We start from the raw sequence: 26,874 nt of genomic DNA, 5'->3' as shown, positions 1-26,874 counted from the left end.
TCGCCGCCGGCGCCGCCGCATCAGTCGATCGCATTCAGCGTGCTGAACAGCGTCCGGCGCGACGCCAGCGCGGTGATCGCCGCGATCAGCGCCGCCTGCCCCGCCAGTGCCAGATAGCCGGTCGGGCGCAGCGAGAAGGTTCCCAGCAGCGCCGCGAACTGGTCGCCGACCGGGGTGCCGGAGAACCAGGTCGCGACCGATTCGGAGAAGCCGAACACGAACACCGCGGCGCCGCCGCCGATCAGCCCGCCCTGCAGGCCGAGCATCAGGAAGTGGCGGAAGAAGCGATCGGCGATGAAGCGATCGCTGGCGCCGACGAAATGCAGCACCTCGACGATCGGCTTGTTGGCCGCCATCGCCCCCCGGGTGGCGAACGAGACCGAGATGATGGTGGCGACGATCACCAGCGCCAGCACGCCGATGCCGGCGAACACCGTGGCGCCGGTCATCGAGCGCATTCGCTCGATCCAGGCGCGGTGATCGTCGACGGTGGCGCCCGGCGCCGCCTGAGCGATGCGGACGCGGAGATCGGCGAGATCGAGGGCGGTGCCCGGCGTGACCCGCGCCACGATCACCCGCGGCACCGGCAGATCGTCGAGCGACAGGCCGGTGCCGAGCCACGGCTCCAGCAGGCCGGCGGATTCCTCTTTGCTGAACGGCCGCACTTCGACGACGCCGGGCTGGTTGCGCACCACCTCGGCGACCATCGCGACGTCGCGCTCGAGACTGCGGCCCTGCACCGGGCGGACCTGGACGGTGATCTCGCTGGACACTTCGGACTGCCATTCCGCCGCCGACGCGCTGACCAGCAACACCACGCCGGTGGTCATCGAGGCGAGAAACGTCATGATCGCCACCACGGCGACCAAGGCGCGGCCGGCGATCGAGGCGCGCGGCACGATCGGCGACTGATTGCGCGCCCGCGCCGGCACCTGCGGCCGCTCGTCGCCGAGGTCGACCAGCACGTCGCGCCCATCGCGCGGTTGCCGCGGTTGCCTATTCATAGATGTGCAGCCGTCCCTGGTGCAGCACCATGCGCCGCGCTTCGTATTGATCCATCAGGTTGATATCATGGGTCGCGATCACCACCGCGGTGCCGGATTTATTGAGCTCGATGAACAGCCGCAGCAGCCGGCGGCCGAGCGTCGGATCGACGTTACCCGTGGGCTCGTCGGCGAGCAGCAATTGCGGCCGGCCGATCACCGCGCGGGCGATCGCGGCGCGCTGCTTCTCGCCGCCGGACAGCACCGGCGGCAGCGCATCCATCCGCTCGCCGAGCCCGACCCATTTCAGCAGGTCGATGACCTCCCTTCGGTAGCTGGATTCGTCGCGCCCGGTGACGCGGAACGGCAGCGCGACATTCTCGTAAGTGGTCATGTGATCGAGCAGGCGGAAGTCCTGCAGCACGATGCCGATCCGCTGCCGCAGCGCCGAGACCTCGTCCTTGGTCAGCAGCGAGACGTCGTTGCCGAACAGATTGACCAGCCCGCGGGTCGGACGCAGCGACAGGAACAACAGCCGCAGTAGCGAGGTCTTGCCCGCGCCGGACGGGCCGGTCAGGAACTGGAAGGAATGCGCCGGGATGGCGAAATTGAGATCCCGCAGGATCTCCGGACCGAGCCCGTAGCGCAGGCCGACATTTTCGAAGCGGACCACATTCAGCTCCGATCGCGATCGGCGCAGCGGGAAAGGGCACGCCACGCCAAATGCCCGTGGGTCGGTTGTGGGGCGGTTATGGTTTCCGATTCGTTAACGGTCGCCGGATAGGATCGGGCAAGGAACATAGCCAGCGATTCGTCATGCATATCGTTTGCCCCCATTGTACGACATCCTATGCGATCGATCCGGCGAAACTGGGCGACACCGGCCGGACCGTGCGCTGCTCCCGCTGCAAGGAGGTCTGGCTGGCGCGTCCGGAGGACGTGATCCAATCCGAGGCGCGGGTCGCCGCGATGACGGCCGAGGACAAGCAGCCGACCGACGATCTCGCCGCTGATGCCGGCTGGGGCCTGACCGAGGACGACCAGGACGCCCCTGTCGTCGACAGCCCGTCGATCGCGGCCGATCTTCCGACCAGCGAGGATCGCTCTCCTCCCGAGCCGGAACCGGACGCGGATGCCGACATCGCGCCCAGCGCGACCCGCAAGCGCAGCAAGCGCTCGTTTGGCGCGCGCCGCCCGAAAGGGCTGAAGGCGATGCTCGAGCCGCTCAAACAGGACCCGGTCGGCACGATCAAATCGGTGTTCACCGCCTCGACCGCCTGCGCGGCGTTCGGCGCGCTGGCGCTGGGGCTGCTGATCTGGCGCGCCGACGTGGTGCGGCTGCTGCCGCAGACCGGGACGTTCTACCGGCTGGTCGGGTTCGAGGTGAACCTGCGCTCGCTGGCGATCAAGGACGTCAAGATCACCCGCGAAACGGTGGAATCGAAGCCGGTGCTGGTGATCGAAGGCATGATCATGGGGCTCGGCCGCAAGCCGGCGGATCTGCCGCGACTGCGCTTCGTGGTCCGCGACGAGCGCGGCACCGAAATCTACGCCTGGAACGCCGTGCTCGAACAAACCGTGCTGCGCCCCGGCGAAGAGGCCTGGTTCCGGTCGCGGCTGGCGTCGCCGCCCGCCGAAGCCCGTTTCATCGATGTGCGCTTCTTCAACCGGCGCGATATGATGGCCGGGCGCGCGTGACGCCGCCCGGATCCGTCCGCACGCCGGCCGACCGCACCACCGCGCAAACTAGGACCGAGTGATGGCGCGAATCCTGATCGCCGACGACGAAGAATCGATGCGCCTCCTGGTGGCGCGCGCCATCGGCATGGACGGCCACGAGACCGTCACCGCCCAGGACGGCAGCGAGGCGCTGGAAATCCTGATCGAGAGTGCCGGCCGGTTCGATCTGTTGCTGACCGACATCAAGATGCCGATCATGGACGGCATCGCGCTGGCGCTGGCGGCGGCGCGCGACTTCCCCGATCTCACCATCCTGCTGATGACCGGTTTCGCCGATCAGCGCGAACGCGCCTCCGGGCTCGACGCCCTGATCCACGACGTCATCACCAAGCCTTTCTCGGTGGCCGACATCCGCAACGCGGTGGCCGCCGCGCTGGCGGCGAAGAAGACGGGCTGATCACCCAGCGCCGGGCCGCAGCCTGCCCCCTCTCCCGCCTGCGGGAGAGGGCCGGGGTGAGGGCGACGCGGGCAGTGACTCAGCCACTCGTTGAGAGGAGTGCCCTCACCCGGATCGCTACGCGATCCGACCTCTCCCGCAGGCGGGAGAGGTTGCGCCATGCTCGGCGTTAGCTAATCGCCCTAATAATCCTTCAGCAGCCGCTCGATGTAGTCGAGCTCGAGCTGCGGCCGGGCCGAATCGCCGAGGCGGCGGCGGAGTTCTTCGAGGATGCGGCGGACGCGCTGGACGTCGATTTCGCCGGGAATCTTCACCGTGAGATCGTCGCCGAATTCGCGGCCGCGCAACGGCCGACCGAGCGGATCGGTGTTGTTGCCGCTGCTCTGCTGCCGGCCGGGACGGCTGCCCGGGCCATCGCCCTGGCCCTGCCCGTCGCCCTGCTGCATCGCTTCGGCCAGCTTCTGCGCGCCCTTGCGCAGCGCATCGAGCGCACGGCCCTGGGAATCGACGGCGCCGTCGGCATTGCCTTCGCCGAGCCGGCCTTCGGCGTCGCCCATCGCCGACTCGGCCTGGTCGAGACCGCCCTCGCCCTGCTCGCCTTGCTGGCCCTGCTCGCCGTTCTGGCCGCGCTGGCCCTGCTGCCCCATCCCGCGCTTGGCGAGTTCCTGCTGCAGCTTGCGCAGCCGCTCCTGCAGGTTCTGCTGATCCTGCTGCAGATCGCCGAGGCTCTGCTCACCGTTCTGGCCGCGCATCCGGTCACGGCGCTGATCCTGGCCTTGCTTGAAGGTCTTGTCGCGCAGTTGCTGCTGCTTGCGGATCATGTCGCCGAGCTCGTTCATCGACTGCTGCATGTCGTCGTCGCCGCCCTGGCCGGGCTGCGCCATCTGCAGGTTTTCGAGCATCTGGGCGAGCTGTTCGAGCAATTGCCTGGCGGCATCCTTGTCGCCGGAGCGCGACAGCCGCTCCATGCGCTCGATCATGTTGTTGAGGTCCTGCTGCCGCATCACCCGGGTGTTCGGATCGAGCGGGCGGGCGAGTTGCTGCGGATTGTTCTTCATCTGCTCGGCGAGCTGGCGCATGAAATTGTCGAGCGCGGCGCGCAGATTTTCGGTGAGCTTCTTGATTTCCTCGTCGGAGGCGCCACGCTCCAGCGCCTGCTTCAGCGCATCCTGCGCGGCGCGTAGCGCCTTCTCGACGTCGGACGTATCGCCATCCTCGATCGCCAGCGCGAGCGACCACAGGCTGGCCACCACCTCGCGCAGCGCGTCGTCGGTGCGAGCGCGCTCGAGCTGGTCGGCGACGGTGTAGAGACCGAGATACTGGCCGGCGTCCGGCGTGAACGCTTCCGGCGCGATCATCAGCGCGTCGAGCGCGGTGTAGACCTGCGCGTTCCTGGTGGCGTCGAGCGCCAGGATGCGGCGCTGCTCGATCAGCGCCCGCGCCAAGGGCTTGGTGAACAGCCGCTCCGGCAGCCGCATCTTATGCGGTTCGCTGCGGCCCTCATTGCCGGCCTCGTCCTTGGCGGTCAGCGTCAGCGTCACTTCGGCGCCCGCATAGGGATCTTCGCTGAGATCCTTCACGGTCTGGCCGACACCGGCGCGGGTGCGCGCATTCGGCAGCGTCAGCGCGAAATGCGGCGGTTCGTATAGCGGCCGTGGCGGCTCGGTGGTCTGCGCGGCGGCGGAGGGCGACGGGGCGATCAGCGCATGGGCTTCGGTGACGCCGTAATCGTCTTCGAGCTTGTAGGACAATTGCAGCGAGCCGCGCGCCTGCCGCTCCGGCTCCTTGGCCAGAGCGATCGACGGCGCGTGATCGGTCGTCACCTTGAACGCCCATTGCGGCTGGCCGGACGGGGCGCGGACATGCGCGGTGCCGTCGCCGGTGATCTTGAAATGCCGCTCGCTGGTGCCCGCCGGCGCCTCGCCCTCCGGCTGGGCTTCGACAATCCCGCCCGTCACCGCGACGTCGAGCGCGCCGCCGCTGGATCGCACCAGCAGCGTCGAGCCGGCCGGCACCGGCAGCGCCGCCTGGTTCTGCGCGGCGAGATCCTTGTTGGCGGCCGACAGGATGATCGGCGGCTTGTTGGTGTAGACCGGCGGCGTCACCCAGGCATCGACCCGGACGTTGGGCGCGGCCAGCGCGCCGTTCCAGTCGAACGCCGCGGCGACGCGCGCGGTCCGTTCCTCGCCGGCGGCGATGAAGGTGGCGACCAGCAGCACCGCGACCAGGGCGCGCAGCGCCCATGGATCGTGCTTCGGCAGCCGCGGCGCCGGCAGCCCGGCGCGAATGCCCTGGAGCGCCGCCAGCGTGCGCTCGCGTTGCGCCCGCCACAGCGCCTGCGCCACCGGATCGCTCGACGCCAGCGTATCGGTCAGCGCTGTTGCGGGCCGATGCTTCAGCCCGGTGTTGCGGTCGAGCCGGACGAGCGCCTCGTCGCGGCTCGGCCAGCGGAACTTGAGGACGGGGTAGAGCGCCACCAGCGCCAGCGCAGCGAACAGCACCAGGCCGACGATGCGCCCGGTGAACGGCAGCGCCAGCCACAGCCCGGCCCAGGACGCCGCCAGAAACAGGCCCACGACGCTCAGCAGCCGGACCAGCAGCGGCCAACTCCGCTCCCAGGCGATCGCGACCGTCGCCCGCTGCAGAGCCGTGGCCAGCCGCAGCCGCGCGGTCGCGTCTGGATCGCGCGGGGCCTGTGACGGGTCGGGACTGCGTCCGCTCAACAATCTCTCCGGGTTGTCGACACTGCAACCTAGCACAGCGGCGGCAATGAGGCACCTCGGACCCCGGCCCCTGAACCCCGGTTTGCCCGACACGAATGCGTGACGGCGCCGGCGGCAATCCGTAACGTCCGCGCCATTGCAACAAGAGGACCCATGATGGACAAGACGACGCACGACAAGGGGCTCGAGATCCGCAAGGCGGTGCTGGGCGAAGCCTATGTCGAAAACGCGCTGAAGAACGCCGACGACTTCAACAAGCCGTTCCAGGAAATGGTCACCGAATATTGCTGGGGCGCGATCTGGGGCCGCGAGGAACTGCCGCGCAAGACCCGCAGCATGCTCAATCTGGCGATGATCGCGATCCTGAACCGGCCGCACGAACTGCGCGTGCACATCAAGGGCGCGCTGACCAACGGCGTCAGCCGCGACGAGATCCGCGAGATCTTCATGCAGGTCGCCTGCTACGCGGGGGTCCCCGCGGGCGTCGACAGCTTCCGCCTCGCCCGCGAGGTGTTCGCGGAGGTCGACAAGGGCTGAGCCGTGCGAACGCCTGGCATCGCCCGGCGGTTAAGGTTGATCGGTTAGGTTAAGCAATGGTTTGCGTTGCTGCGGCGCGGCGGATCGATACGGTCACCGCGTCGCGCGAACTGGCCGGCGACGCCGCAATCCCGGCCACGATTGCAATGCGCGATCCGGGACCGCCAGCTTTTGTTCACCGCGTTCTGGCGGTCCCACCCCTCGCTTCCAGCATCAGCGAAGGGGAAGGCCGCGCCTCACAGCCACGGCGCCGGCCGGTCCAGCGCGATCAGTTGCTCGACCTCGATGCGCGGGCGCACCACCGCGTACTGATCGTCCTTGACCAGCACTTCGGGCACCAGCGCGCGGGTGTTGTAGGTACACGCCTGTACCGCGCCATAGGCGCCCGCCGTCATGATCGCGATCAGGTCGCCGGATTTCAGCTCCGGCAGTTGGCGGTCGAGCGCGAGGTAATCGCCGGTCTCGCAGACCGGGCCGACGACGTCGGCGGTGATCAGCTTGGCGCCGGGCGCGGGGGCCGCCACCGGCAGAATTTCGTGATAGGCCTCGTACAGCGTCGGCCGGATCAAATCGTTCATCGCCGCATCGATGATCACGAAGGTCTTGCCGTCGCCGTGCTTCACATAGATCACGCGCGCGACCAGGATGCCGGCATTGCCGACGATCATCCGGCCCGGCTCGAACAGCAGCGCGCAGCCGAGATTGTGGGTGACGCGCTTGACCATCTGAGCATAGGCGAACGGCTCCGGCGGCGCGTCACGATCCTCGTAGTACGGAATGCCGAGGCCGCCGCCGAAATCGACGTGACTGATCGTGTGGCCATCGCCGCGCAACTGGTGCACGAATTCGGCGACGAGGCGGAACGCGGCCTCCATCGGCGCCAGATCGATGATCTGGCTGCCGATATGGACGTCGACGCCCGATATCAGGATGCCGGGCAGCTTCGCCGCGCGCGCATAGACCTCACGCGCATGCACGAGCGGAATGCCGAATTTGTTCTCCGACTTGCCGGTCGAGATCTTGGCGTGGGTGCCGGAATCGACGTCCGGATTGACCCGGATCGAAATCCGCGCGGTCCGCCCGGTCTCGACCGCGAGCCGCGACAGCAATTCCAGCTCGGGCTCGGATTCGACGTTGAGGCACTTGATGTCGTGCGCCAGCGCGGCGCGCAATTCGGCCTCGGTCTTGCCGACGCCGGAGAACACGATCTTGCTCGCCGGGATGCCCGCGGCCAGCGCGCGCTGCAATTCACCGCCCGAAACAACATCGGCACCGGCGCCGAGCCTGGCCAGCGTGCGCAACACCGATTGATTCGAGTTCGCCTTCATCGCGTAGCAGACCAGCGCGTCGGTGCCGGCGAAGGCTTCGCTGAAGACGCGGTAGTGCCGCTCCAGCGTCGCGGTGGAGTAGCAATAAAACGGCGTGCCGACCTCGCGCGCGAGCACTTCAAGGCCAACGCCTTCGGCGTGCAGCACGCCGTCGCGGTAGTCGAAATGACGCATCGCGGATCAGTCCAGCAGCGGGTCGAGGATGATGCGCTTCTTCTGGCCCTTGGCGGCGACCGGCGGCGCGTTGGTGCCGTAGGACGAATCGAACACGTCGCCCTTGGCGGCCGGCGTCGAAGAGGCCGACGACGCCGGCGTCTCGGCGGCGCCGGACGGCAGATCCAGCCCGCCTTTGCGGCCGCAGCCCGCGAGGGCCAGCGTCGCTACGGCAATCACAACAAGCGCCCATCGCGATGGGCCGGCAGTGCGGTTCACGTCGAAATCCCCAATTGCGGCCGCATCCTACAGAGATTGCCGCGGTCTGGCGAGACCCGGCGCGGCAGAGAATTATCCCGCGGCTTCCCGGTTCAGCCCAATTTCCGCTCTTTTTCCAGTCGCTTGAGCCACGCCTTGGCCTGCGCGCGGACGTTCTTCGGCGCCGTGCCGCCGTAAGAGGTGCGGCTCTTCACCGAGGATTCGACGCTGAGCACCGCCAGCGCATCCCTGGTGATGCGCTTTTCCACCGCCTGCATCTCGGCGAGCGGCAGTTCGTGCAGCGCCAGGCCCTGCTTGGCGGCGAGGCCGACGATCCGGCCGGTGACATGGTGCGCGTCGCGGAACGGCATCTTCAGCGTCCGCACCAGCCAGTCGGCGAGGTCCGTGGCGGTGGCGTAGCCCTCGCCGGCGGCCGCCCGCATCCGGTCGTGCTCCGGCACGAGGTCGCGGACCATGCCGGTCATCGCCCGGATCGCCAGCGACAGCGCCGCGAAGCCCTCCATCGCGCCCTGCTTGTCTTCCTGCATGTCCTTTTGATAGGCCAGCGGCAGGCCCTTCATCACGATCAACAGGCCGTTGAGCGCGCCGATCACCCGGCCGGTCTTGGCGCGGACCAGCTCGGCGGCGTCCGGATTGCGCTTCTGCGGCATGATCGAGGAGCCGGTGGTGAACTTGTCCGACAGCCGGATCAGGCCGACCAGCGGCGAGGTCCAGATCACGATCTCCTCGGCGAAGCGCGACAGATGCACCGCGCAGATCGACGCCGCCGACAGCGTCTCCAGCACGAAATCGCGGTCCGACACCGCATCCAGCGAATTCGCCATCGGCCGGACGAAGCCGAGCTTCTGCGCGGTGGCATGGCGATCGATCGGGAACGAGGTGCCGGCCAGCGCCGCGGCGCCGAGCGGGCTTTCGTTGAGCCGCTTGCGGGCATCCTGGAAACGGCCGCGATCGCGCGCTGCCATCTCCACATAGGCCATCAGATGATGACCGAAGGTGACCGGCTGGGCGGTCTGCAGATGGGTGAAGCCGGGCATCACGGTGTCGGCCTGCTCCAGCGCCCGCTCCGCCAGCGCGAATTGAAACGCCGCCAGCGCCGCATCGGTCTCGTCGAGCACGTCGCGGACGTAGAGCCGGAAATCGGTCGCGACCTGATCGTTGCGCGAGCGCGCGGTGTGCAGCCGCCCGGCGGCGGGGCCGATCAACTCGGCGAGCCGGCTCTCGACATTCATATGGATGTCTTCGAGCGCGCGCTTGAAGGTGAACTTGCCGGCGCCGATCTCTGACAGAATCGTGTCTAGACCCTTGCCGATATTTTTCGCATCGTTCGCGGTGATGATGCCCTGCGCGGCAAGCATGGCGGCATGGGCCTTGGACGCGGCGATATCCTGGGCGTAAAGATGCCGGTCGACGTCGATCGAGACGTTGATCTCTTCCATGATCGCATCGGGGCGATCCGTGAACCGGCCGCCCCACATTTTGTTGCTCATAGTGTGCCGCTCACGATCATGCCCGCCTTTGCCTTTGTTCGAACCCGCCAGCAGCCGCCTGCGAGCCTGCGCAGCTATCCGGTGTTGAGTGCCTGATGACCGAGACCCCGCCCGACCTCACCCCGCCGCGCCGCGCCGGCCGCCGCACCATCATTCTGGCCGCGATCGCCGTGCTCGTGGTCGCCGGAGCAGCGGGGGTATACGGGATCGGCGGGCTGCAGCGCAATGCATCGGGCGATCCGACCTGCCGGCCGGCGGTGGCGCTGGCGCAGCAGCTCAAGCCGCTGGCGCGCGGGGAAGTTGCGGCGGTGACGATGGCCTCGGCACCGCTGAAGCTGCCCGACCTGATTTTCCAGGACGGCGCCGGCCAGCCGAAGAAATTGTCCGACTTCCGCGGCAAGACCCTGCTGGTGAACCTGTGGGCGACCTGGTGCGTGCCCTGCCGCAAGGAAATGCCCGCGCTCGACAATCTGCAGGCGAAGCTCGGCAGCCCGCAGTTCGAGGTGGTGGCGATCAACATCGACACCCGCGACCCGGCCAAGCCTAAGAAGTTTCTCGACGACGAGAAGCTGACCCGGCTGAACTACTTCACCGACGCCTCGGCCCGGGTGTTCCAGGACCTCAAGAGCGTCGGCCGCGCGCTGGGGATGCCGACCTCGGTGCTGGTCGATGGTCAGGGCTGCGAGATCGCCACCATCGCCGGCCCCGCCGAATGGGACAGTGCCGACGCGCTGGCGCTGGTCAAGGGCGCGCTGCCAAAATAGCAGCCGCGACAAAAGGACCCGGCGCCGGGTTGTCGGACAGTTCTCGCTTCGATCGTCCTGCGACCGGCCGCATGCTGCTGCGGACGCAGACAGATCGGGGAGGAGAACGGATGTCCTATGTCGACGGGTTCGTCGTGCCGGTGCCGAAAGCCAAGCTGGCGGACTACGCCAAGCTGGCGCGCAAGGCCGAGAAGGTGTTTCGCGAGCATGGCGCGATCGACTATCGCGAGTGGGTCGCCGACGACGTGTCGCCTGGAAAGACCACCTCGTTTCCGCGCAGCGTGAAGCTGAAGCCGAACGAGATCGTGGTGTTCTCCTACATCGTCTACAAATCGCGCAAGCAGCGCGACCGGGTGATGGCCAAGGCGATGCAGGACCCGCGGCTGGGCGGCCTGGACCACAACACGATGCCGTTCGACACCAAGCGGATGTTCTTCGGCGGCTTCAAGAAGCTGGTGTAGGCGGAGACGCCTGACGGCGGATCAGGCGGTGATGTCGAGATTGCCGCCGATCCCGGCGCCGACATTGGCGAGCGACGACGAACCGCCCTGCCCGATGCCGAGCAGCGTCTGCACGGTGTCGCGTTCGGTCCGGGCGTTCGACGCCTGGATCGTCGTCGCGATCTGCATCTGCGTGCTGCTCGCCTGCATGCCGAGCGCCGCACTGATCATGCTCATGTCCATCGCCGCAGCTTAGCCGGAAAGCGTTAACAACCTTCTGCATCTCCGCTGCCGGCGAATGGTATCGCGGACCGCTGTCACAGCGGGGCCGCCGTCTCGTCCCGCAAGTGGAGTGCAAAGCCGCTGCTGCCGGGGGCGCCCAGACCGGGGCGCAGCTCCATGCTCGGGATCAGGTAGTCGCCGCCGTTCTGGCGCCGGTAGGGAATCGGCGGCGTGGTCGCGAGCGTGCGCATCCGCTCGCGCAGCTGCTCGGCGGTGATTTCGAACCCCGCCTGGTCGAGACGGCCGGCCTGATACACGACGAACGGCGGCAGCACGTCGTAGCCCGGGTAGAACAGAATGCCGTGGTGGATCGGAAACAGCAGGTCGTCGATCGGCCCGTTGACGCCGCGGGCGCCGTAGTGCTGTTCCCAGCCGCCGGTGGTCACGATCAGCATCGCGCGCTTGCCGGCCAGATTGCCTTCGCCGTAACGGTCACCCCATCGCTCGTCGCTGTGCTCGCCGACCCCATAGGCAAATCCGCAGGCGTAGACGCGGTCGACCCAGCCCTTGAGGATCGCCGGCATACTGAACCACCACAGCGGGAATTGCAGGATCAGGACATCCGCCCAGAGCAGCTTGTCGATCTCGGCGCGGACATCCTGCGTCAGCTCTCCGGCGTCGAAGCTCGCCTTGGAGGCCGCGCTCGTCAGCAAGCGCTCGTCAGGCGCGAGGTTCGGAAAATCGGCGCGGTCGATCGCGGGCTTCCAGTTCTGGGCATAGAGGTCCGAGATCCGCACCTCGTGGCCCTGGCGCTGCAGCTCCGCGACCGCGGCGTCGCGCAGAGCGCCATTCAGCGAAAGAGGTTCGGGATGGGCGAAGACCAGAAGAACTTTCATGGCCGTGGCTCCTCGATGATTGATCGGAGCCTCCGAGTAGACCGGCCGCGACTATTCCGGTAGGCGTTGAGTTTCGATATGATTGTGCCGAAAAATGGATAAATCAGCCATCACCATCGAACGGATCCGGACCTTCGTGCGCATCGCCGAGCGCGGAAGCCTGTCGGCGGTCGCCCGCGATTTGAATGTCGGCCAGTCCACCGTGACGCGGCAGTTGCAGGAACTCGAAGCGGCGATCGGCGCACCTTTGCTGAGCCGCACCACCCGCAGAGTGACGCTGACCGAGGAAGGCAGCCGCTATTATGCGCGCTGCGTCCAGATCCTGCGGCTGCTCGAGCAGGCGGGCGACGAAGCGCTCGGCGCGTCCGGCGCGCAGGCCGGCACCATCCGGATCTCCTGCACGGCATCGTTCGGCATTCTGCACGTCTGCCGGCTGATCTTCGCGTTCCAAGATCGCTATCCGGAGATCGGGGTCGATCTCGGCCTGACCGATCACCGGATCGATCTGGTTCGCGAAGGCGTGGACCTGGCGCTTCGCCTGGCGCCGCTCACCGAGAGTTCGATGAAACTCCGCACGCTCGGCCACAGCCAGCGCCTGCTGGTGGCCTCGCCGGACTATCTGTCGGCTCACGGCCGACCGACGTCGCCGCATGATCTGTCCGGTCATCAGGGCGTCCGCATGATGAACGTCGCGGGCAGCGACATGCTGGTGCTGCAGGGGCCGGGTGAGGAGACTCATCGGGTGCCGTTCGGCGGCAAGCTCAGGGTCGACCACGGGCTCGCGGCGCGGGAGGCCATGATCGCCGGGCGCGGCATCGCGGCGACGCATCGCTGGCTGGTCGATGATCTGCTGGCCGCAGGGCGGCTCGAGGTCATTCTGCCGGAATATCGACTGGCCGCGGTGCCGCTCAATTTGCTGATCGTGCCGGAGCGCGCCGGCATCGCACGTGTCCGGCTACTGATCGACTTCCTGGTGGAGCAGATCAGAACCGTGCCGGGAATCGCGTAAGGCGCTCAGCGCGTCGGGACCGGCTTGTCGCCGCGATAATCGTAGAAGCCACGCTGGGTCTTGCGGCCGAGCCAGCCGGCCTCGACGTATTTCACCAGCAGCGGGCACGGCCGATACTTCGAGTCCGCCAGGCCCTCGTGCAGCACCTGCATGATCGACAGGCAGGTGTCGAGGCCGATGAAATCCGCCAGCTCCAGCGGGCCCATCGGGTGGTGCGCGCCGAGCTTCATCGCCATGTCGATCGCCTCGACATTGCCGACGCCTTCATACAGCGTGTAGATCGCCTCGTTGATCATCGGCAGCAGGATGCGGTTGACGATGAAGGCCGGGAAATCTTCCGACACCGCGATCTGTTTGCCGAGCTGGGTGACGAAGGCTTTCGCGGCGTCGAAGGTGGCGTCGTCGGTGGCGATGCCGCGGATCAGCTCGACCAGCTCCATCAGCGGCACCGGATTCATGAAATGAATGCCGATGAAGCGCTCCGGCCGGTCGGTCGAGGCGGCGAGCCGAGTGATCGAGATCGACGAGGTGTTGGAGGCGACGATCGCCTCCGGCTTCAGCGTCGCGCACAGATCGTGGAAGATCTTGCGCTTGACCTCTTCCTTTTCGACCGCGGTCTCGATCACCAGATCGCAATCGGACAGGCCGTCGAGCTTTTCGGTGGCGGTGATGTTGGCGAGCGCCGATTTGCGGGCGTCCTCGGTGATGATCTTCTTGGCGAGCTGGCGCGACAGATTGCCGTTGATGGTGGCCATCGCCGATTTCAGCCGCTCGGCCGAGACGTCGTTCAGCACCACCGCAAAGCCGCCGAGAGCGGCGACATGCGCGATGCCGTTGCCCATCTGACCCGAGCCGATTACGCCGACCTTCTTGATTGCTGCCGCCATCTCGCCATCTCGTTGGGAGTCCGGCCGCGCGATCCGCCGGCCGGTCAGTATCGGATATTTTACGCCGCCATCCGTTGCACCGGCGCGGCGATCGTATCACGTCAAAAATGAAGGCTTCGGCAACGGACCCGGCCGCAGCCGGATCCGTGCGCGAGCCGCCGTCTACTTGCCGAGCTTGCCCAGTTCGTCGGTCAGTTCCGGTACCGCCTGATACAGATCGGCGACCAGACCATAATCGGCGACCTGGAAGATCGGCGCGTCTTCGTCCTTGTTGATCGCGACGATCACCTTGGAGTCCTTCATGCCGGCGAGATGCTGGATCGCGCCGGAAATGCCGATCGCGATGTACAGCTCCGGCGCCACCACCTTGCCGGTCTGGCCGACCTGCCAGTCGTTCGGCGCGTAGCCGGCATCGACCGCGGCGCGCGAGGCGCCGACACCGGCGCCGAGCTTGTCGGCGAGCGGCTCGATGTATTTGGTGAAGTTCTCGCGGCTCTGCATCGCGCGGCCGCCGGAGACGATGATCTTGGCCGAGGCCAGTTCCGGACGGTCGCTCTTGGCGACCTCCTCGCCGACGAAGGTGGAGAGGCCCGGATCCGCCGCAGCCGCCACCGGCTCGATCGCGGCGCTGCCGCCCTCGCCGGTCGCCTGGAAGGTCGAGGTGCGGACCGTGATCACCTTCTTGGCGTCCTTCGACTTCACGGTCTGGATCGCGTTGCCCGCATAGATCGGCCGCTCATAGGTGTCGGGCGCGATCACCTTGATGATCTCCGACACCTGCATGACGTCGAGCAAAGCGGCGACGCGCGGCATCACGTTCTTGAAGCGCGAGGTCGCGGGCGCGACGATCGCGTCGTAGTTCGGCGCCAGCGACACGATCAGCGCCGCCAGCGGCTCGGCGAGATCGTGCTCATAGAGCGGCGCATCCGCCAGCAGCACCTTGGCGACGCCCTGCAGCTTCGCAGCGGCTTCGGCGGCCGCCTTGGTGCCCTCGCCACCACCGGCGACCAGGACGTGAACCTCGGCGCCGAGAGCGGCTGCCGCGGTCAGCGCCTTGTTGGTCGCATCCTTGAGCTGAGCGTGGTCGTGTTCGGCAATCAGCAGCGTGGCCATCAGATAACACCCGCTTCGTTCTTGAGTTTGGAGACCAGTTCGGCGACGTCCTTGACCTTGACGCCGGCCTTGCGGCCGCTCGGCTCGACGGTCTTGAGGACCTCCAGGCGCGGCGCGAGATCGACGCCGTACTGGTCCGCCGTCTTCTCGGCGATCGGCTTCTTCTTCGCCTTCATGATGTTGGGCAGGCTGGCGTAGCGCGGCTCGTTCAGCCGCAGGTCGGTGGTGACGATCGCCGGGCCCTTGAGCTTCACGGTCTGCGAGCCGCCGTCGACTTCGCGCGACACCTGGAAGTCGGAACCGTCGACCTCGAGTTTGGAGGCGAAGGTGGCCTGCGACCAGCCGAGCAGCGCGGCCAGCATCTGGCCGGTCTGGTTGGAGTCGTCGTCGATCGCCTGCTTGCCGAGGATGATCAGCCCGGGCTGCTCCTCGTCGGCGATCGCCTTGAGAATCTTGGCGACGGCGAGCGGCTCGACGCTGCCCTCGGCCTTGACCAGGATGCCGCGGTCGGCGCCCATCGCCAGACCGGTTCGGAGCGTTTCCGACGCCTGCGCCGGGCCGATCGACACCACCACGATTTCGGTCGCCTTGCCGGCCTCTTTCAGCCGCAGGGCTTCCTCGACCGCGATCTCGTCGAACGGATTCATCGACATTTTGACGTTGGCGAGTTCAACGCCCGATCCGTCGCTCTTGACCCTGATCTTGACGTTGTAGTCGACCACCCGCTTGACCGGCACCAGAACCTTCATCGATCCTCTTTCGTGTTGCGCTGGGTTTATCTTGTCGTTCTATCGTGGCGGCGGAACCTAAAGCGCCCGCTATCGCCGGTCAACGCGCGAAAATCCAAAACCGCCCCCTCGAAACCGCCGATTCTAGCGGTTCTGGCCGGGAACCCAGAGAACGTCGCCGGCGCCGTCGTCGTTCACCGCGCGGCTGGCGACGAACAGGAAGTCCGACAGCCGGTTGACGTATTGCACCGCCGCCGGGGTCACGATCTCGTCCGGCTTGGCGGCGAGTTCCGCGATGATCCGTTCTGCGCGGCGGCATATTGTCCGCGCCAGATGCAGATGAGCGGCGCCGGGCCTGCCGCCGGGTAGCACGAATGACGTCAACGGCGCGAGGCGCTCGTTGAGCTCATCGATCTCGCGCTCCAGCCGCTCGACCTGGCTCGACAGCACCCGCAGCCGCTCGGCCTTGCCCTCGCGCTCCGGCACCGCGAGGTCGGCGCCGAGGTCGAACAGATCGTTCTGGATCCGCGCCAGCATCGCGTCGATCTCGGGATAACCGGCCATATGTAGCCGTGCCACGCCGAGCGCGGCGTTGGTCTCGTCGATCGTGCCATAGGCGCTGAACCGCAGATCGAATTTCGGCCGGCGCTCGCCGGTGCCAAGCGCGGTCGAGCCGTCGTCGCCGGTCCGGGTGTAGATTCGATTGAGAACGACCATCGTGCAGGAACCTCGCAACCCGAACGGGCATCACGAAACACGGGAGGACTGAGGGCTCGTGGCTAGCGGCCCAGCGCCCAGACCGCAAGCATGGCCACGACGATCGCGGCGAACTGCAACAGCACCCGCCAGCGCATCAACGTCTGGGACCGGTTCGGCGATCCGCCCCGCATCATGTTGATCAGGCCGAGCAGAAGAACCAGTGCGACGGCGCACAAGGCGATCGGCAGGAGAAACGTGCTGAGGAATGTTGCCATTGGGGTCTCATAACACCGCCGGCCGGGACGCGCCATCCCGGGAAACGCCGATGGCGCGGCAACGAAGTCGGTTTGAGCAGGTTGGTAGCGATGCTAATGTTTGCGCCTCCGCCCGTCCCAACCGCCAGTCAGGTGACCCTTGCAGCAGATCCGCTATGTCTATGCGGTCGCGATGGACGCATTCTACACGTTTCTGGCCGATGACGGGTGGGCGATCGCGAGCCATATCGCGCTGTCCTCGCTGATGGCGCTGTTTCCGTTCCTGATCGTGCTGACCTCGGTGGCCGGCTTCTTCGGCTCCAAGGACCTCGCGGATCAGGCCGCCGAGCTGATGCTGCAGATCTGGCCGGCCCAGGTCGCCAGCACGCTGTCGGGCGAAATCCACGACGTGCTGACCACCACCCGCGGCGACGCGCTGACGATCGGCCTGCTGCTGGCGCTGTATTTCGCCTCCAACGGCGTCGAGAGCCTGCGGGTGGCGCTGAACCGCGCCTATGCGGTGATCGAGATGCGGCCGTGGTACATGCTGCGGCTGGAATCGATCGGCTACACGCTGGTGGCGGCCTTCACCGCGCTGGCGATGGCGTTCCTGATCGTGCTCGGCCCGCTGATTCTGGCGACCGCCCGGCACTACGTGCCGCTGATGGTCGAGGACAACCAGACGCTGCTGACGGTCGCGCGCTACGGCATCACCGTCGGCGCGCTGATCCTCGCTTTGTTCATCCTGCACGCGCGGCTGCCGGCCGGGCACCGGACGGTGAAGCAGATCGTGCCCGGCATCGCCTTCACGGTCGTGGCGTCGCTGGCCTCAGGGGTCGGCTTCGGCTTGTATCTAGCGCGGTTCGCCAACAACTACGTGACGATGTATGCGGGTCTCGCCTCGGTGATCATCGCCCTGGTGTTTCTGTATTTCATCGCGGCGATCTTCGTCTATGGCGGCGAACTCAACGCCGCCATCATCAAGTCGCGGCTGCCGGACGGCGTGACGCTGCAAGCAGCGCAGTTGCGAGCGCGCGGGGAGACACCGGCTTGAGCAGAAAGGCGTCGGCGCCCGCCATCCGCGCCGCGGCCTCGTCCTGATCGCGGCCGGAGACGCCGATGATCGGCACCGCGCCGAGCGGCGCCGCGAGGGCGCGGATGCTGCGAATGGCCTCGGGCCCGCTGATGCCGGGCAGCACCATGTCCATCAGCACGGCATCGAAACCGCCTTGCGCCAGCCGTTCCGGCGCCAGTTCGCCGCTGCCGACGAATTCGGCGTGATGGCCGAGTTCGGTGAGGATGGCGTTGAGCACGACGCGGCCGAACGGATTGTCCTCGACGCTGAGCAGGCGCATCGGCCGCACGCAGGCGCCTTTGGCGGCGTGCGACGGCGCCGCCTGCTGCGGCGGTTTCGTCCGCGTCAACCGGACCGTGAGGGTGAACACCGCGCCGCCCTTCGCCCCCTGCGCCACAGCGACATCGCCCTGCATCGCCCGGGCGATCTGACGCACCGAGGAGAGGCCGAGGCCGGCGCCGCCGAACCGCGACGCGATGCTGACATTGGCCTGCGAGAACGGGCGGAACAGCCGCCTGATCTCGGTCAGGGTCAGTCCGATGCCGCTGTCGGACACCGCGAAACTCACATCGGCCTTGTCCTTGCCGGCCGCCGCCGAGGTGACCTTGAGCGCGACGTCGCCTTGCTCGGTGAACTTCACCGCGTTGTCGATCAGATTTTCCAGCGCCGCGCGCAGCCGCACCATGTCGCCGACCACGAAGGCCGGCAGCCGCGGCGAGATCGTCACCTTGGCGCGCAGGCCCTTGGCGGCGGCGCGGCCGGACAGCGAGTCGCCGGCATGGCGCGCCAGCGCGCGCAGATCGAAGAACTCGCTGCGGCCCTCCAGGCCGGTCGCGCCGAGCCGCGCGGCATCGACGAAAAGCGTCGCCAATCCAGATAGATGCTCGGCGCCGGCCTTGATGGTGTCGACCCAGCGGCGCTCGCGTTCGCCGAGGTCGGAGGTCGCCAGCAGGTCGCTGACGGCGAGGATGCCGGTGAGCGGGGTGCGGACTTCATGCGCGAACGCGGCCAGCGCCGTCTCGACCATGCCGGCCGTTTCGGCCTTCTTGCGGGCACGCTTGATCGGCGACCGCTTGACCGGCGTCCGCCCGCGGCGCAAGGCGCGCGACTTCACTGCCATGGTTCCCCCGACCCCAACGCCCGGCACCATGCCATGGCGGCCTTGGCGGAGCCATCGGGAAAACGAGATTTCGGGGCTGTCCGGCTTGCGGCAAAGTTCGGGCAAACTTCAGGCAGATGCAGCCAGCCCGACCATCGCGCGGATCTCGCTCGGCGTGCCCCCCGCGGCGCGCAATTCGCGCAGCCCGGTGGCGCCGGTCGACTTCGACAGCTTGCGCCCCTCGGCATCGCGCAGCAGTGGATGGTGCCGATATACCGGAGCCGGCAAATCGAGCAAAGTCTGGAGCAGGCGGTGGACGCTGGTCGACCAGAACAGGTCGGCGCCGCGCACCACCTCGGTGACGCCCTGCAGCGCGTCGTCGATCACCACCGCGAGGTGATAGCTGGTCGGCGTCTCTTTGCGGGCGATCACCACGTCGCCCCAGGCTTCGGGCCGGGCCGCGACCATGCCGGCCTCACCGTCGGGGCCGAGACTAAGCTCGCGCCAGAACAACTCGCCGGCGAGCGCCCGCGCAGCTTCCATGTCGAGCCGCAGCGCATAGGGCGCGCCGGAGCCGATCAGTTGCGCGCGTTGCTCCGCCGAGAGCAACTTGGCCGAGCCCGGATACAGCGGCGCGCCGTCGGGGTCACGCGGCCATGGCGCCGTCGTCTCCTTCGCCGCGACCAGGCGGGCGATCTCGGCGCGACTCTCGAACGCCGGATACACCAGCCCGCGCGCTGCCAGCCGCTCGACCGCGTCGCGATACAGATCCAAGTGATCGGATTGCCGCCGCACCTCCGGCTCCCAGGCGATGCCGAGCCAGGCCAGATCGTCGACGATCGCCGCTTCATACTCGGGCCGGCAGCGCGTGGCATCGATGTCCTCGATCCGCAGCAGCAGCCGGCCGCCGCTCGCACGCGCCAAATCGAAATTCAGCAACGCGGAATAAGCGTGACCGAGGTGGAGAAAGCCGTTCGGGCTCGGGGCGAATCGGAAAACGGGTGGCGGCATCGAAACCCCGGCGTCATTGCCGGACTTGATCCGGCCATCCATCGCGTGGAAGACTCGTCTTACGAGTACGGATGGATGCGCGGGTCAAGCCCGCGCATGACGGCGCCAGCGAGTTGAAGAGCACCATGACCATCCATCTCGACACCCAGGCCGACCTCGAAGCCGCGATCACCAATCTGGTGAAGCAGGACAAGCGGCTGCGGCCGGTGCTGAAAACCGCGGGAATGCCGGCGCTGCGGCGGCGCGATCCCGGCTTCCGCGGGCTCGCGGCGATCGTCTGCGGCCAGCAATTGTCGGTGGCGAGCGCGGCGGCGATCTGGGCCCGGGTCGACGCCGCGTTCGATCCGTTCGACCACGCCGCGATCCAGCGCGCGCGCAGCGACCGGCTCGGCCGGCTCGGCCTGTCGGCGGCGAAGATCAAGACGCTCAAGGCGCTGGCCAAGGAGTTGCATGCCGAGCGGCTCAATCTTGACGTGCTCGCCAATGAGGATGCCGACATCGCCCACACCACGCTGACCGCGCTGCACGGCATCGGGCCGTGGACCGCCGACATCTATCTGCTGTTCTGTCTGGGCCATGGCGACGCCTGGCCGGCCGGCGATCTCGCCGTGCAGGAGGCGATGCGGATCGGCCTCGGCCTCGAGGCAAGGCCGAGCGTCAAGCAGATGGCGCCGCTCGCCGAACCCTGGCGCCCGCTGCGCGGCGCCGCGGCGCATCTGTGGTGGGCCTACTACCACGCGGTGAAGAAGCGCGACGGCGTGATCGCGGGGAAGGCGAAGACGGCGACGGCGTAGTTCCGTCCCTGCATGCGCGAGAAGCGACATGCAGGAACGCGGGCGCGAGGTGGCCGGATAGCGCTTCGCTGATCCGGACTACTAGAGCAGTTTTGTCTCTGATGGAATCACAGAGCTCGCGGTCCGATTGCCGCCGTCATCCTGAGGTGCCCGCTGGGCCGCGCTGTGCGCGGCGCGGCGGGCCTCGAAGGATGGGCCACGGGCACCTCGGGGCCGCATCCTTCGAGGCGCGCTACGCGCGCACCTCAGGATGACGACTCTGCAATCGAAAAGGCCGCATTGCCCAATCAATCGATGAAGTGCTCCAGTCAGCGCATCCCCCAAACGACAAGGCGCGCCGGCGTTGCCGCCGACGCGCCCCTCGTAAACTCGCTGGTTCCCAGGCGCCGGGGCGCCCTGGCCGAGCGGACCTCGATCGGGTCAGATCAGCGGGCGGCCCCAACGAGGTGACAGCGTTTCGAGTGAGACACTGGATCACCTCCTTTCGTTGTTTCAGGAACTGAAAGAATAGGAATGATTCTCGCGATTGAAAAGCCCCCGCTGCGACGTTTTCGCGCCGGGGCCGATCGCGGAACGGGCGTCGCGATCCGCCGTTGTCCCCACTCACAGGGAGACGAAACAGATGACCCCGGAAACAAGCGAGACCGTCAGCCTGATCGGCAGCGACAAGGTGCAGGGAACCGCCGTCTACGGCGCCGACGGCGAGAAGATCGGCAGCATCGAACGGGTGATGATCGAGAAGGTCAGCGGCAAGGTGTCCTACGCCGTCTTGAGCTTCGGCGGCTTCCTCGGCATCGGCGACGATCACTACCCGTTGCCCTGGCCGTCGCTGAAGTACAATGTCGACCTCGGCGGCTACCAGACGATGATCACCAACGATCAGCTGCAGAACGCGCCGCACTACGGCCGCGACGACGAATACGACTGGAAGCGGGCCCGCAAGGTCGACGACTATTACGGCGTCACGCTGAGCTGACTCGCCGAGCCCCGACGACAGTCACCCCAACGCGACATTGCGCGGGCCGCGACACGCGGCCCGCATCGTCGTGACCGGCCGACGCGGCCCGGCCCGCTCGCCGTATCGACAACAAAGCGTAAATCCCGACGCCGGATTCGGGCATCCGCTCCGCGGCTCACCCCTTAGTGACCCATACCCCCGGTTGTCGGACCTCGTATTTACCCGGTCTTAGGTTCCCGAACGTCACAATGGCCCCGAACGCCGCGAAGAATTCGCGATGCGGGGGCCGAACCATGCAGAAGCTGCTTGATACCCGTCACATCGGGCGCCTGCCGCGGCGCTTCGGGCGCGATCGATCCGGCAATATCGCGGTGATCTTCGCGATCGCGCTGCTGCCGATCCTCGGCTTCATCGGCGCGGCGATCGACTACGCGACGGCGAACCGCATCCGCACCAAATTGCAGTCGGCGCAGGACGCCGCGGTGCTGCTGGCGGTCAGCAACTCGGAGATCAACCGGACGACGGCGCAGGCCAAGGCCGACGCCGAACAGTTCTTCAACGCTACGATCGGCGCCTACGGCCTGACCGCGACGATCAAGATCGAGGTCACCGAAAACGACGGCAAGCGCAGCGCGACCGCGGATTTCACGTCCACCGTGACGACCAATTTCCTCAATCTGATCGGCTATCCGACGCTGGCGATCGGCAACCGCTCGACCTCCACCGTGTCGCGGCCGATCTACCAGGACTTCTATCTGCTGCTCGACAATTCGCCGTCGATGGGCGTCGCCGCCACGACGGCCGACATCGCCACCATGGTCGGCAACACGTCGGACAAATGCGCCTTCGCCTGTCACGACCTGTCGGACTCCAACAACTACTACAATCTCGCCAAGAAGCTCGGCGTCAAGATGCGGATCGACGTGGTGCGGCAGGCGGTGCAGCAGCTCACCAGCACCGCGACGCTGATGACCGCGGTGAACAACCAGTTCCGGATGGCGGTGTACACGTTGGGCGGCTCCTGCGCGTCGCTGGGATTGACGACGATCGCCAGCCTGTCGTCGGCCATGTCGAGCGTGCAGACGGCCGCCGGCGCCATCGACCTGATGTCGATCCCGAAGCAGAACTACAACAACGACCAGTGCACCGACTTCAACAGCGCGCTGGCGGCGATGAACACGACGATCCCGTCGTCCGGTACGGGGACCGCGGCGCAGCCGCAGAAATGGCTGTTCTTCGTGTCCGACGGCGTCGCCGATTTCAACAACCCGTCGGGCTGCACGCAGCCCACCGTGAGCGGCGGCCGCTGTCAGGAGCCGCTGACGGTCACGCAATGCAAGGCGATGAAGGACCGCGGCATCCAGATCGCGGTGCTGTACACCACCTATTTGGCGCTGCCGACCAACCAGTGGTACAACGATCACATCGCGCCGTTCAATGCCGGCCCCTACGGCCCCTCGGTCAACAGCCAGATCGCCGCCAAGATGAAGAGCTGCGCGTCGCCGGACTTCTATTTCGAAGTCAGCCCGACCCAGGGCATCTCGGAGGCGATGGACGCGCTGTTCAAGAAGGCGGTGGCGAAGGCGCGGCTGAGCAGCTAGCCGATGTCGCGACGAAGCGTAGGGTGGGCAGAGGCGCGGAGCGCCGTGCCTCCGCAAGTGTCGTCCCCGCGCAGGCGGGGACCCATAACCCCTGCCTATTCACATGAAGAAAGACCTCTGCCACCGGGCTTCCATCGAGATGCTGCGGCGTATGGGTCCCCGCCTGCGCGGGGACGACAGAGGATAGACACGGCACGGTAGGGTGGGCAAAGGCGCTGTTGCGCCGTGCCCACGCGTAACACAAAACGACGCATCGACGTCGGCGTGGGCACGGCGCTGCGCGCCTTTGCCCACCCTACGAAGTACCGGAATCGCGTGCGCAGTGCTCGGGGACCCCCACCCCCCGACCCCTCCCCGCAAGGGGGAGGGGAGCAGCGGCCTCATCGCTTCACCGCGACTACACCACCGGCTCGGGCGCGCGGCCGATGATGACGCCCTCGTGGCCGCGCAGATCGAGCGTGGCGCCGACGCGTTCGCCGGCGCGGTCCATGAGGGTCGACAGCAGCACCTCGCCGTCGAGCCCGAACGCATCGGACGCCGCCGACACCGGCGCGGCGCCGAGATTGAGTGCGATCAGCACCGATTCGCCCTGATGACAGCGGCGATACAGCAGCAGCTCGCCCTGCACCGCGAGCGGCTGATAATCACCGAGCGACAATTGCGGCCGGGCGCGGCGCAGCCGCAGCAGCGCGCGATACAGATTGAGGATCGACTGCGCGTCGGCGCGCAGATTGGCGACGTTGTCCTGCGCCGCGTCGGGCCCCAGCGGCAGCCATGGCTTCGCGTCGGAAAAGCCGGCGTTCGGCGAGGAATCCCACGGCATCGGCGTGCGGCAGCCGTCGCGGCCGACCCCGATGCCCGGCACGTTCTTCTCGAACGGGTCCTGCACGTCCTGCGGCGCGATGTCGACCTGCTCCATGCCGAGCTCGTCGCCGTAATACAGCGTCGGCGTGCCGCGCAGCGTCAGCAGCAGCATCGCGGCAACGCGGGCCTGCGCAGGACCGACGCGGCTCGCCACCCGCGGCCGGTCGTGATTGCCGAGCACCCAGTTCGGCCACGCGCCCGGCGGCAGCGCCGCCTCGTAGCGATCGATCAGCGCCGCGATGTCGTGCGCGCGCCACGGCGTCGACAGCAGCGCGAAGTTGAACGGCAGATGCGCGCCGCGCAGATCGGCGCCGTAATACGCCACCAGCCGCTCGATCGGCAGATAGATCTCGCCGATCAGCAGGCGCTGATCGAACTCGTCGCACACCGCGCGCAGCTGCGCGACGATCTCCTGCGTCTCCGGCCGATCGGCCGAATACGCCGTCAGCAAGGCGGCGTGCGGCGGCAGGCCGGGCCTGAACTCCGGATTGGGCGGGTTGTCGCGATATCGATCGTCCTTGATCAGGTGCCAGATCACGTCGACGCGGAAGCCGTCGACGCCCTTCTTCAGCCAGAACCGCATCGCATCGTAGATCGCTGCGCGCACCTGCGGATTGCGCCAGTTGAGGTCGGGCTGCTGCTTGAGGAAGGCGTGATAATAATACTGGCCGGTGGCATCGTCGTATTCCCAGCCGCTGCCGCCGAATTCCGACAGCCAGTTGGTCGGCGGTCCGCCGTCCGGCGCGGGATCTCGCCACAGATACCAGTCGCGTTTCGGATTGTCGCGCGAGGACCGGCTTTCGACGAACCACGGGTGCTGGTCGGACGAATGGTTCGGCACCAGGTCGAGAATCACCTTGAGTCCGCGCGCATGCGCGGTCAGCACCAGCGCGTCGAAATCATCCATGGTGCCGAAGATCGGATCGATCCCGACATAGTCGGCGACGTCGTAGCCGAAATCCGCCATCGGCGACGGAAAGATCGGCGACAGCCACAGCGCGTCGACGCCGAGATCCGACAAATGATCCAGCCGATCGATGATGCCGCGCAGATCGCCGATGCCGTCGGAATCGGAGTCCTGAAACGAGCGGGGATAGATCTGATACAGCGCACCGGCCGCCCACCAGGACGGGCTCGTCTCTTTGGTCATCGGCATTCCTTGTTCTGCCCCGTCACAGACGCCCGAACCCGTCGCGTGGTTCCGGGGCGTCGCGTGTCGCCACATCGCACAACGGTGCGTCAGTGCCGTGAAGCTCGGGCCGGCGGGACCGCCGCCCGCCTCCCAAGAGGCACCCCTATCAATCTACCGATCAGCATGACGGCGCCCGCGGCCGGCGTCAAAACAGCGCGGTTCCCCTGGCGATCATTCACCGCGCACTTACTTAGTTTTCTTCGACGCGTTATCGCCGGTAAGTCGATGCCCGAATTAGCTTGCCGCAGCGCGAAAATGTGCGAGATTGGGAACCGGGCCGGGGCCGTCGAATTGTCAGAAAATACTGAGATTCTTCAGTCTCCCCATTATGATCGAGGAAGGTAAGCATGACGCAAATTGTGAAAGTGTACGACGACGCGAAGAAGGCCCAGGCGGCGGTCGCCGAGCTCAAGGCTGCCTCCTTCGATAACGCCGCGCTCGTGACCAACAAAGACGGTAACGTGGTAAGCGTCGACCCGCCGTTCGGCAAGGGCGGCCAGGCCGAAGCGATCCTCAACCGCCATGGCCCGGCCCGGTCGGCTGCGCCGAGCTACGCCTCGTCCTCGGCGAACCTGAGCGGCGCGCCGCGCCTGACCGACTCCCGCACCACGCTGGGCGGCATCTTCCCCGAACTGACCAGCCCGAACTTCTTCCTGTCGTCGATGTTCGGCCCGCTGCTGTCGTCGTCGCAGGCGCCGATGTCGTCGCTGGCGGCGAGCCAGAAGCCGTGGTCGTCGCTGACCTCCAGCCAGAAGCCGTTCTCGCAGCTCGCGGCCAATCAGAACGGTTCGGCCAAGCTGATCAACGATCCGACGCCGTTCTCCTCGATGCTCGGCCTGCCGGTGCTGCTCGGACGCTGAACCAATTACCAGAATGACGAACTAAGCATCAGCGCCGGGCTCTCGCCTGGCGCTTTTGTTTTGAGCTTGCAGCACCTTATGCGCCAGAATCCGCTTGCGCAGGCCCCCCGCTTGCGGAATCAATCTGTTCCACAAGGGGTGAGGATGCTGATTGCTGATGCCGAACGATCCGGGCGGACAGCTGGGCTGGTCACAGCCGGTCGCCGGATTCGGCCACGATCGCCGCACTCATCCCGGTTAGCACCACTCTCCGCGTTCGTATCAGGCCGCGCGTTCGCTTCGGCGGCCGCCGATGCTTGAACTCGGCATCCTCGCGGTCATCATCCTTGCCGCCGTCTACTGGATGGCGCTGTGGCTGATGGGCCGGCGTGAGGACGTGCTGTACGGTTCGTTCGTGTCGCCGCCGCAGGGCGGCACGCCGGAGCAGGCGCCGGAGCCGGGCGGCGGCGCAGCGTTGTCGGCGCCATGGTCATCGGAATTGCCGCCGCCGGAATTGCCGCGCCGCCCGCGCGCCGCGCCGACGACCGGGCTGCTCGCCGGCCATCCCACGCCCCTGCAGCCCAAGACCCTGCAGCCCACGTCCCTGCAGCCCACGTCCCTGAAGCCCACGGCCCTGCAGCCGACGACGACGGCCTCCGCCACGCCGGCGACGGCCGACCTCCCGCCCGCCGCCGTGCTGGCGTCGCTGCTGGAAACCATCAAACGCGATCTCAACGACGCCGCCGGCAACGAGCCGCACAACCAACCGATCAAGTAACCGCTCGACGAACCGCCTGCG

General features: G+C 67.2%; 28 protein-coding genes. 12 read left to right on the top strand and 16 right to left on the bottom strand.

Annotated features, from left to right (window positions below; all coding sequences use genetic code 11):
• Window positions 1–20: 20 nt before the first annotated feature.
• Together RPB_RS04245 and ftsE are read right to left on the bottom strand one after the other, a co-directional pair.
• A complete protein-coding gene (locus RPB_RS04245; protein WP_011439735.1) occupies window positions 21–1,004 on the bottom strand; it encodes a cell division protein FtsX in 984 nt (327 codons plus the stop codon).
• Window positions 997–1,656, bottom strand: a complete 660-nt coding sequence (gene ftsE, locus RPB_RS04240; protein WP_011439734.1) for a cell division ATP-binding protein FtsE — start codon at window positions 1,654–1,656, stop codon at window positions 997–999. Before ftsE ends, RPB_RS04245 begins: the two co-directional genes overlap by 8 nt.
• Before the next feature lie 143 nt (window positions 1,657–1,799).
• Here ftsE and RPB_RS04235 point away from each other — a divergent pair, with 143 nt between their 5' ends.
• Together RPB_RS04235 and RPB_RS04230 are read left to right on the top strand one after the other, a co-directional pair.
• The gene (locus tag RPB_RS04235) at window positions 1,800–2,681 is read left to right on the top strand and encodes an MJ0042-type zinc finger domain-containing protein (RefSeq protein ID WP_011439733.1); all 882 of its coding nucleotides are present in this window, start codon (window positions 1,800–1,802) and stop codon (window positions 2,679–2,681) included.
• A 61-nt stretch (window positions 2,682–2,742) separates the two neighbouring features.
• On the top strand, window positions 2,743–3,120 hold the full coding sequence (locus tag RPB_RS04230) for a response regulator (protein ID WP_011439732.1): 378 nt from the start codon (window positions 2,743–2,745) through the stop codon (window positions 3,118–3,120).
• Between the two features lie 182 nt (window positions 3,121–3,302).
• On the opposite strand, the gene RPB_RS04225 is transcribed toward RPB_RS04230, so the two are convergent.
• A complete protein-coding gene (locus tag RPB_RS04225) occupies window positions 3,303–5,843 on the bottom strand; it encodes a TIGR02302 family protein (RefSeq protein WP_011439731.1) in 2,541 nt (846 codons plus the stop codon).
• Between the two features lie 156 nt (window positions 5,844–5,999).
• Here RPB_RS04225 and RPB_RS04220 point away from each other — a divergent pair, with 156 nt between their 5' ends.
• Window positions 6,000–6,380 (top strand): carboxymuconolactone decarboxylase family protein, encoded by a 381-nt coding sequence (locus RPB_RS04220; protein WP_011439730.1) that lies wholly within the window; start codon window positions 6,000–6,002, stop codon window positions 6,378–6,380.
• 236 nt (window positions 6,381–6,616) lie between these two features.
• On the opposite strand, the gene lysA is transcribed toward RPB_RS04220, so the two are convergent.
• The 3 genes from lysA to argH form a co-directional block, all read right to left on the bottom strand.
• Window positions 6,617–7,882, bottom strand: coding sequence for a diaminopimelate decarboxylase (gene lysA, locus RPB_RS04215; RefSeq protein ID WP_011439729.1), 1,266 nt, complete (start codon window positions 7,880–7,882; stop codon window positions 6,617–6,619).
• A 6-nt stretch (window positions 7,883–7,888) separates the two neighbouring features.
• A complete protein-coding gene (gene lptM / locus RPB_RS04210) occupies window positions 7,889–8,140 on the bottom strand; it encodes an LPS translocon maturation chaperone LptM (protein ID WP_011439728.1) in 252 nt (83 codons plus the stop codon).
• Between the two features lie 92 nt (window positions 8,141–8,232).
• Window positions 8,233–9,630: an argininosuccinate lyase gene (gene argH, locus RPB_RS04205; RefSeq protein ID WP_011439727.1), complete on the bottom strand. Its 1,398-nt coding sequence runs from the start codon at window positions 9,628–9,630 to the stop codon at window positions 8,233–8,235.
• Between the two features lie 95 nt (window positions 9,631–9,725).
• On the opposite strand from argH, the gene tlpA reads away from it, so the two are divergent.
• On the top strand, window positions 9,726–10,394 hold the full coding sequence (gene tlpA / locus RPB_RS04200) for a thiol:disulfide interchange protein TlpA (RefSeq protein ID WP_011439726.1): 669 nt from the start codon (window positions 9,726–9,728) through the stop codon (window positions 10,392–10,394).
• A gap of 110 nt (window positions 10,395–10,504) precedes the next feature.
• Window positions 10,505–10,855, top strand: coding sequence for a DUF1428 domain-containing protein (locus tag RPB_RS04195; RefSeq protein ID WP_011439725.1), 351 nt, complete (start codon window positions 10,505–10,507; stop codon window positions 10,853–10,855).
• A gap of 21 nt (window positions 10,856–10,876) precedes the next feature.
• Here RPB_RS04195 and RPB_RS04190 read toward each other — a convergent pair whose 3' ends face one another.
• Both RPB_RS04190 and RPB_RS04185 read right to left on the bottom strand, forming a co-directional pair.
• Complete coding sequence (locus tag RPB_RS04190) at window positions 10,877–11,077, bottom strand: hypothetical protein (protein ID WP_011439724.1); 201 nt, start codon at window positions 11,075–11,077, stop codon at window positions 10,877–10,879.
• Window positions 11,078–11,151: 74 nt separating this feature from the next.
• Entirely contained in the window at window positions 11,152–11,952 is an 801-nt protein-coding gene (locus RPB_RS04185) for an NAD(P)H-dependent oxidoreductase (protein WP_011439723.1), read from the bottom strand.
• A 94-nt stretch (window positions 11,953–12,046) separates the two neighbouring features.
• On the opposite strand from RPB_RS04185, the gene RPB_RS04180 reads away from it, so the two are divergent.
• On the top strand, window positions 12,047–12,961 hold the full coding sequence (locus RPB_RS04180; RefSeq protein ID WP_011439722.1) for a LysR family transcriptional regulator: 915 nt from the start codon (window positions 12,047–12,049) through the stop codon (window positions 12,959–12,961).
• A 5-nt stretch (window positions 12,962–12,966) separates the two neighbouring features.
• On the opposite strand, the gene RPB_RS04175 is transcribed toward RPB_RS04180, so the two are convergent.
• The 5 genes from RPB_RS04175 to RPB_RS04155 all read right to left on the bottom strand — a co-directional run bounded on the left by RPB_RS04175 (window position 12,967) and on the right by RPB_RS04155 (window position 16,663).
• Window positions 12,967–13,848 carry a 3-hydroxybutyryl-CoA dehydrogenase gene (locus RPB_RS04175; protein ID WP_011439721.1) on the bottom strand — a complete coding sequence of 294 codons (882 nt, stop codon included), beginning with the start codon at window positions 13,846–13,848 and terminating at the stop codon, window positions 12,967–12,969.
• A gap of 162 nt (window positions 13,849–14,010) precedes the next feature.
• The gene (locus RPB_RS04170; protein ID WP_011439720.1) at window positions 14,011–14,961 is read right to left on the bottom strand and encodes an electron transfer flavoprotein subunit alpha/FixB family protein; all 951 of its coding nucleotides are present in this window, start codon (window positions 14,959–14,961) and stop codon (window positions 14,011–14,013) included.
• Window positions 14,961–15,710, bottom strand: coding sequence for an electron transfer flavoprotein subunit beta/FixA family protein (locus tag RPB_RS04165; RefSeq protein WP_011439719.1), 750 nt, complete (start codon window positions 15,708–15,710; stop codon window positions 14,961–14,963). Before RPB_RS04165 ends, RPB_RS04170 begins: the two co-directional genes overlap by 1 nt.
• A 123-nt stretch (window positions 15,711–15,833) precedes the next feature.
• The gene (locus RPB_RS04160) at window positions 15,834–16,406 is read right to left on the bottom strand and encodes a cob(I)yrinic acid a,c-diamide adenosyltransferase (protein WP_011439718.1); all 573 of its coding nucleotides are present in this window, start codon (window positions 16,404–16,406) and stop codon (window positions 15,834–15,836) included.
• A 62-nt stretch (window positions 16,407–16,468) separates the two neighbouring features.
• Window positions 16,469–16,663, bottom strand: coding sequence for a twin transmembrane helix small protein (locus RPB_RS04155; protein WP_041797938.1), 195 nt, complete (start codon window positions 16,661–16,663; stop codon window positions 16,469–16,471).
• A 139-nt stretch (window positions 16,664–16,802) separates the two neighbouring features.
• Here RPB_RS04155 and RPB_RS04150 point away from each other — a divergent pair, with 139 nt between their 5' ends.
• On the top strand, window positions 16,803–17,696 hold the full coding sequence (locus RPB_RS04150; protein ID WP_011439716.1) for a YihY/virulence factor BrkB family protein: 894 nt from the start codon (window positions 16,803–16,805) through the stop codon (window positions 17,694–17,696).
• Here the strand turns inward: RPB_RS04150 and RPB_RS04145 are convergent.
• Both RPB_RS04145 and gluQRS read right to left on the bottom strand, forming a co-directional pair.
• Window positions 17,623–18,837: an ATP-binding protein gene (locus RPB_RS04145; RefSeq protein WP_011439715.1), complete on the bottom strand. Its 1,215-nt coding sequence runs from the start codon at window positions 18,835–18,837 to the stop codon at window positions 17,623–17,625. The two genes, RPB_RS04150 and RPB_RS04145, sit on opposite strands and share 74 nt — an antisense overlap.
• A 108-nt stretch (window positions 18,838–18,945) precedes the next feature.
• Window positions 18,946–19,827 (bottom strand): tRNA glutamyl-Q(34) synthetase GluQRS, encoded by an 882-nt coding sequence (gene gluQRS, locus RPB_RS04140; protein WP_011439714.1) that lies wholly within the window; start codon window positions 19,825–19,827, stop codon window positions 18,946–18,948.
• A 125-nt stretch (window positions 19,828–19,952) separates the two neighbouring features.
• On the opposite strand from gluQRS, the gene RPB_RS04135 reads away from it, so the two are divergent.
• The 3 genes from RPB_RS04135 to RPB_RS04125 all read left to right on the top strand — a co-directional run bounded on the left by RPB_RS04135 (window position 19,953) and on the right by RPB_RS04125 (window position 23,180).
• Entirely contained in the window at window positions 19,953–20,621 is a 669-nt protein-coding gene (locus tag RPB_RS04135) for a DNA-3-methyladenine glycosylase family protein (RefSeq protein ID WP_041798553.1), read from the top strand.
• 622 nt (window positions 20,622–21,243) lie between these two features.
• The gene (locus RPB_RS04130; RefSeq protein WP_011439712.1) at window positions 21,244–21,597 is read left to right on the top strand and encodes a PRC-barrel domain-containing protein; all 354 of its coding nucleotides are present in this window, start codon (window positions 21,244–21,246) and stop codon (window positions 21,595–21,597) included.
• A 275-nt stretch (window positions 21,598–21,872) separates the two neighbouring features.
• Window positions 21,873–23,180 carry a TadE/TadG family type IV pilus assembly protein gene (locus RPB_RS04125; protein WP_011439711.1) on the top strand — a complete coding sequence of 436 codons (1,308 nt, stop codon included), beginning with the start codon at window positions 21,873–21,875 and terminating at the stop codon, window positions 23,178–23,180.
• A 397-nt stretch (window positions 23,181–23,577) separates the two neighbouring features.
• On the opposite strand, the gene RPB_RS04120 is transcribed toward RPB_RS04125, so the two are convergent.
• The gene (locus RPB_RS04120) at window positions 23,578–25,194 is read right to left on the bottom strand and encodes an alpha-amylase family glycosyl hydrolase (RefSeq protein WP_041798552.1); all 1,617 of its coding nucleotides are present in this window, start codon (window positions 25,192–25,194) and stop codon (window positions 23,578–23,580) included.
• Between the two features lie 389 nt (window positions 25,195–25,583).
• On the opposite strand from RPB_RS04120, the gene RPB_RS04115 reads away from it, so the two are divergent.
• A complete protein-coding gene (locus tag RPB_RS04115; RefSeq protein ID WP_011439709.1) occupies window positions 25,584–26,096 on the top strand; it encodes a hypothetical protein in 513 nt (170 codons plus the stop codon).
• 292 nt (window positions 26,097–26,388) lie between these two features.
• Window positions 26,389–26,853 (top strand): hypothetical protein, encoded by a 465-nt coding sequence (locus tag RPB_RS24405; RefSeq protein ID WP_011439708.1) that lies wholly within the window; start codon window positions 26,389–26,391, stop codon window positions 26,851–26,853.
• Window positions 26,854–26,874: the final 21 nt, after the last annotated feature.

This window comes from Rhodopseudomonas palustris HaA2, assembly GCF_000013365.1.
GTDB classification, from domain to species: domain Bacteria; phylum Pseudomonadota; class Alphaproteobacteria; order Rhizobiales; family Xanthobacteraceae; genus Rhodopseudomonas; species Rhodopseudomonas palustris_J.
This window is presented reverse-complemented; position numbering and strand designations above follow the sequence as displayed.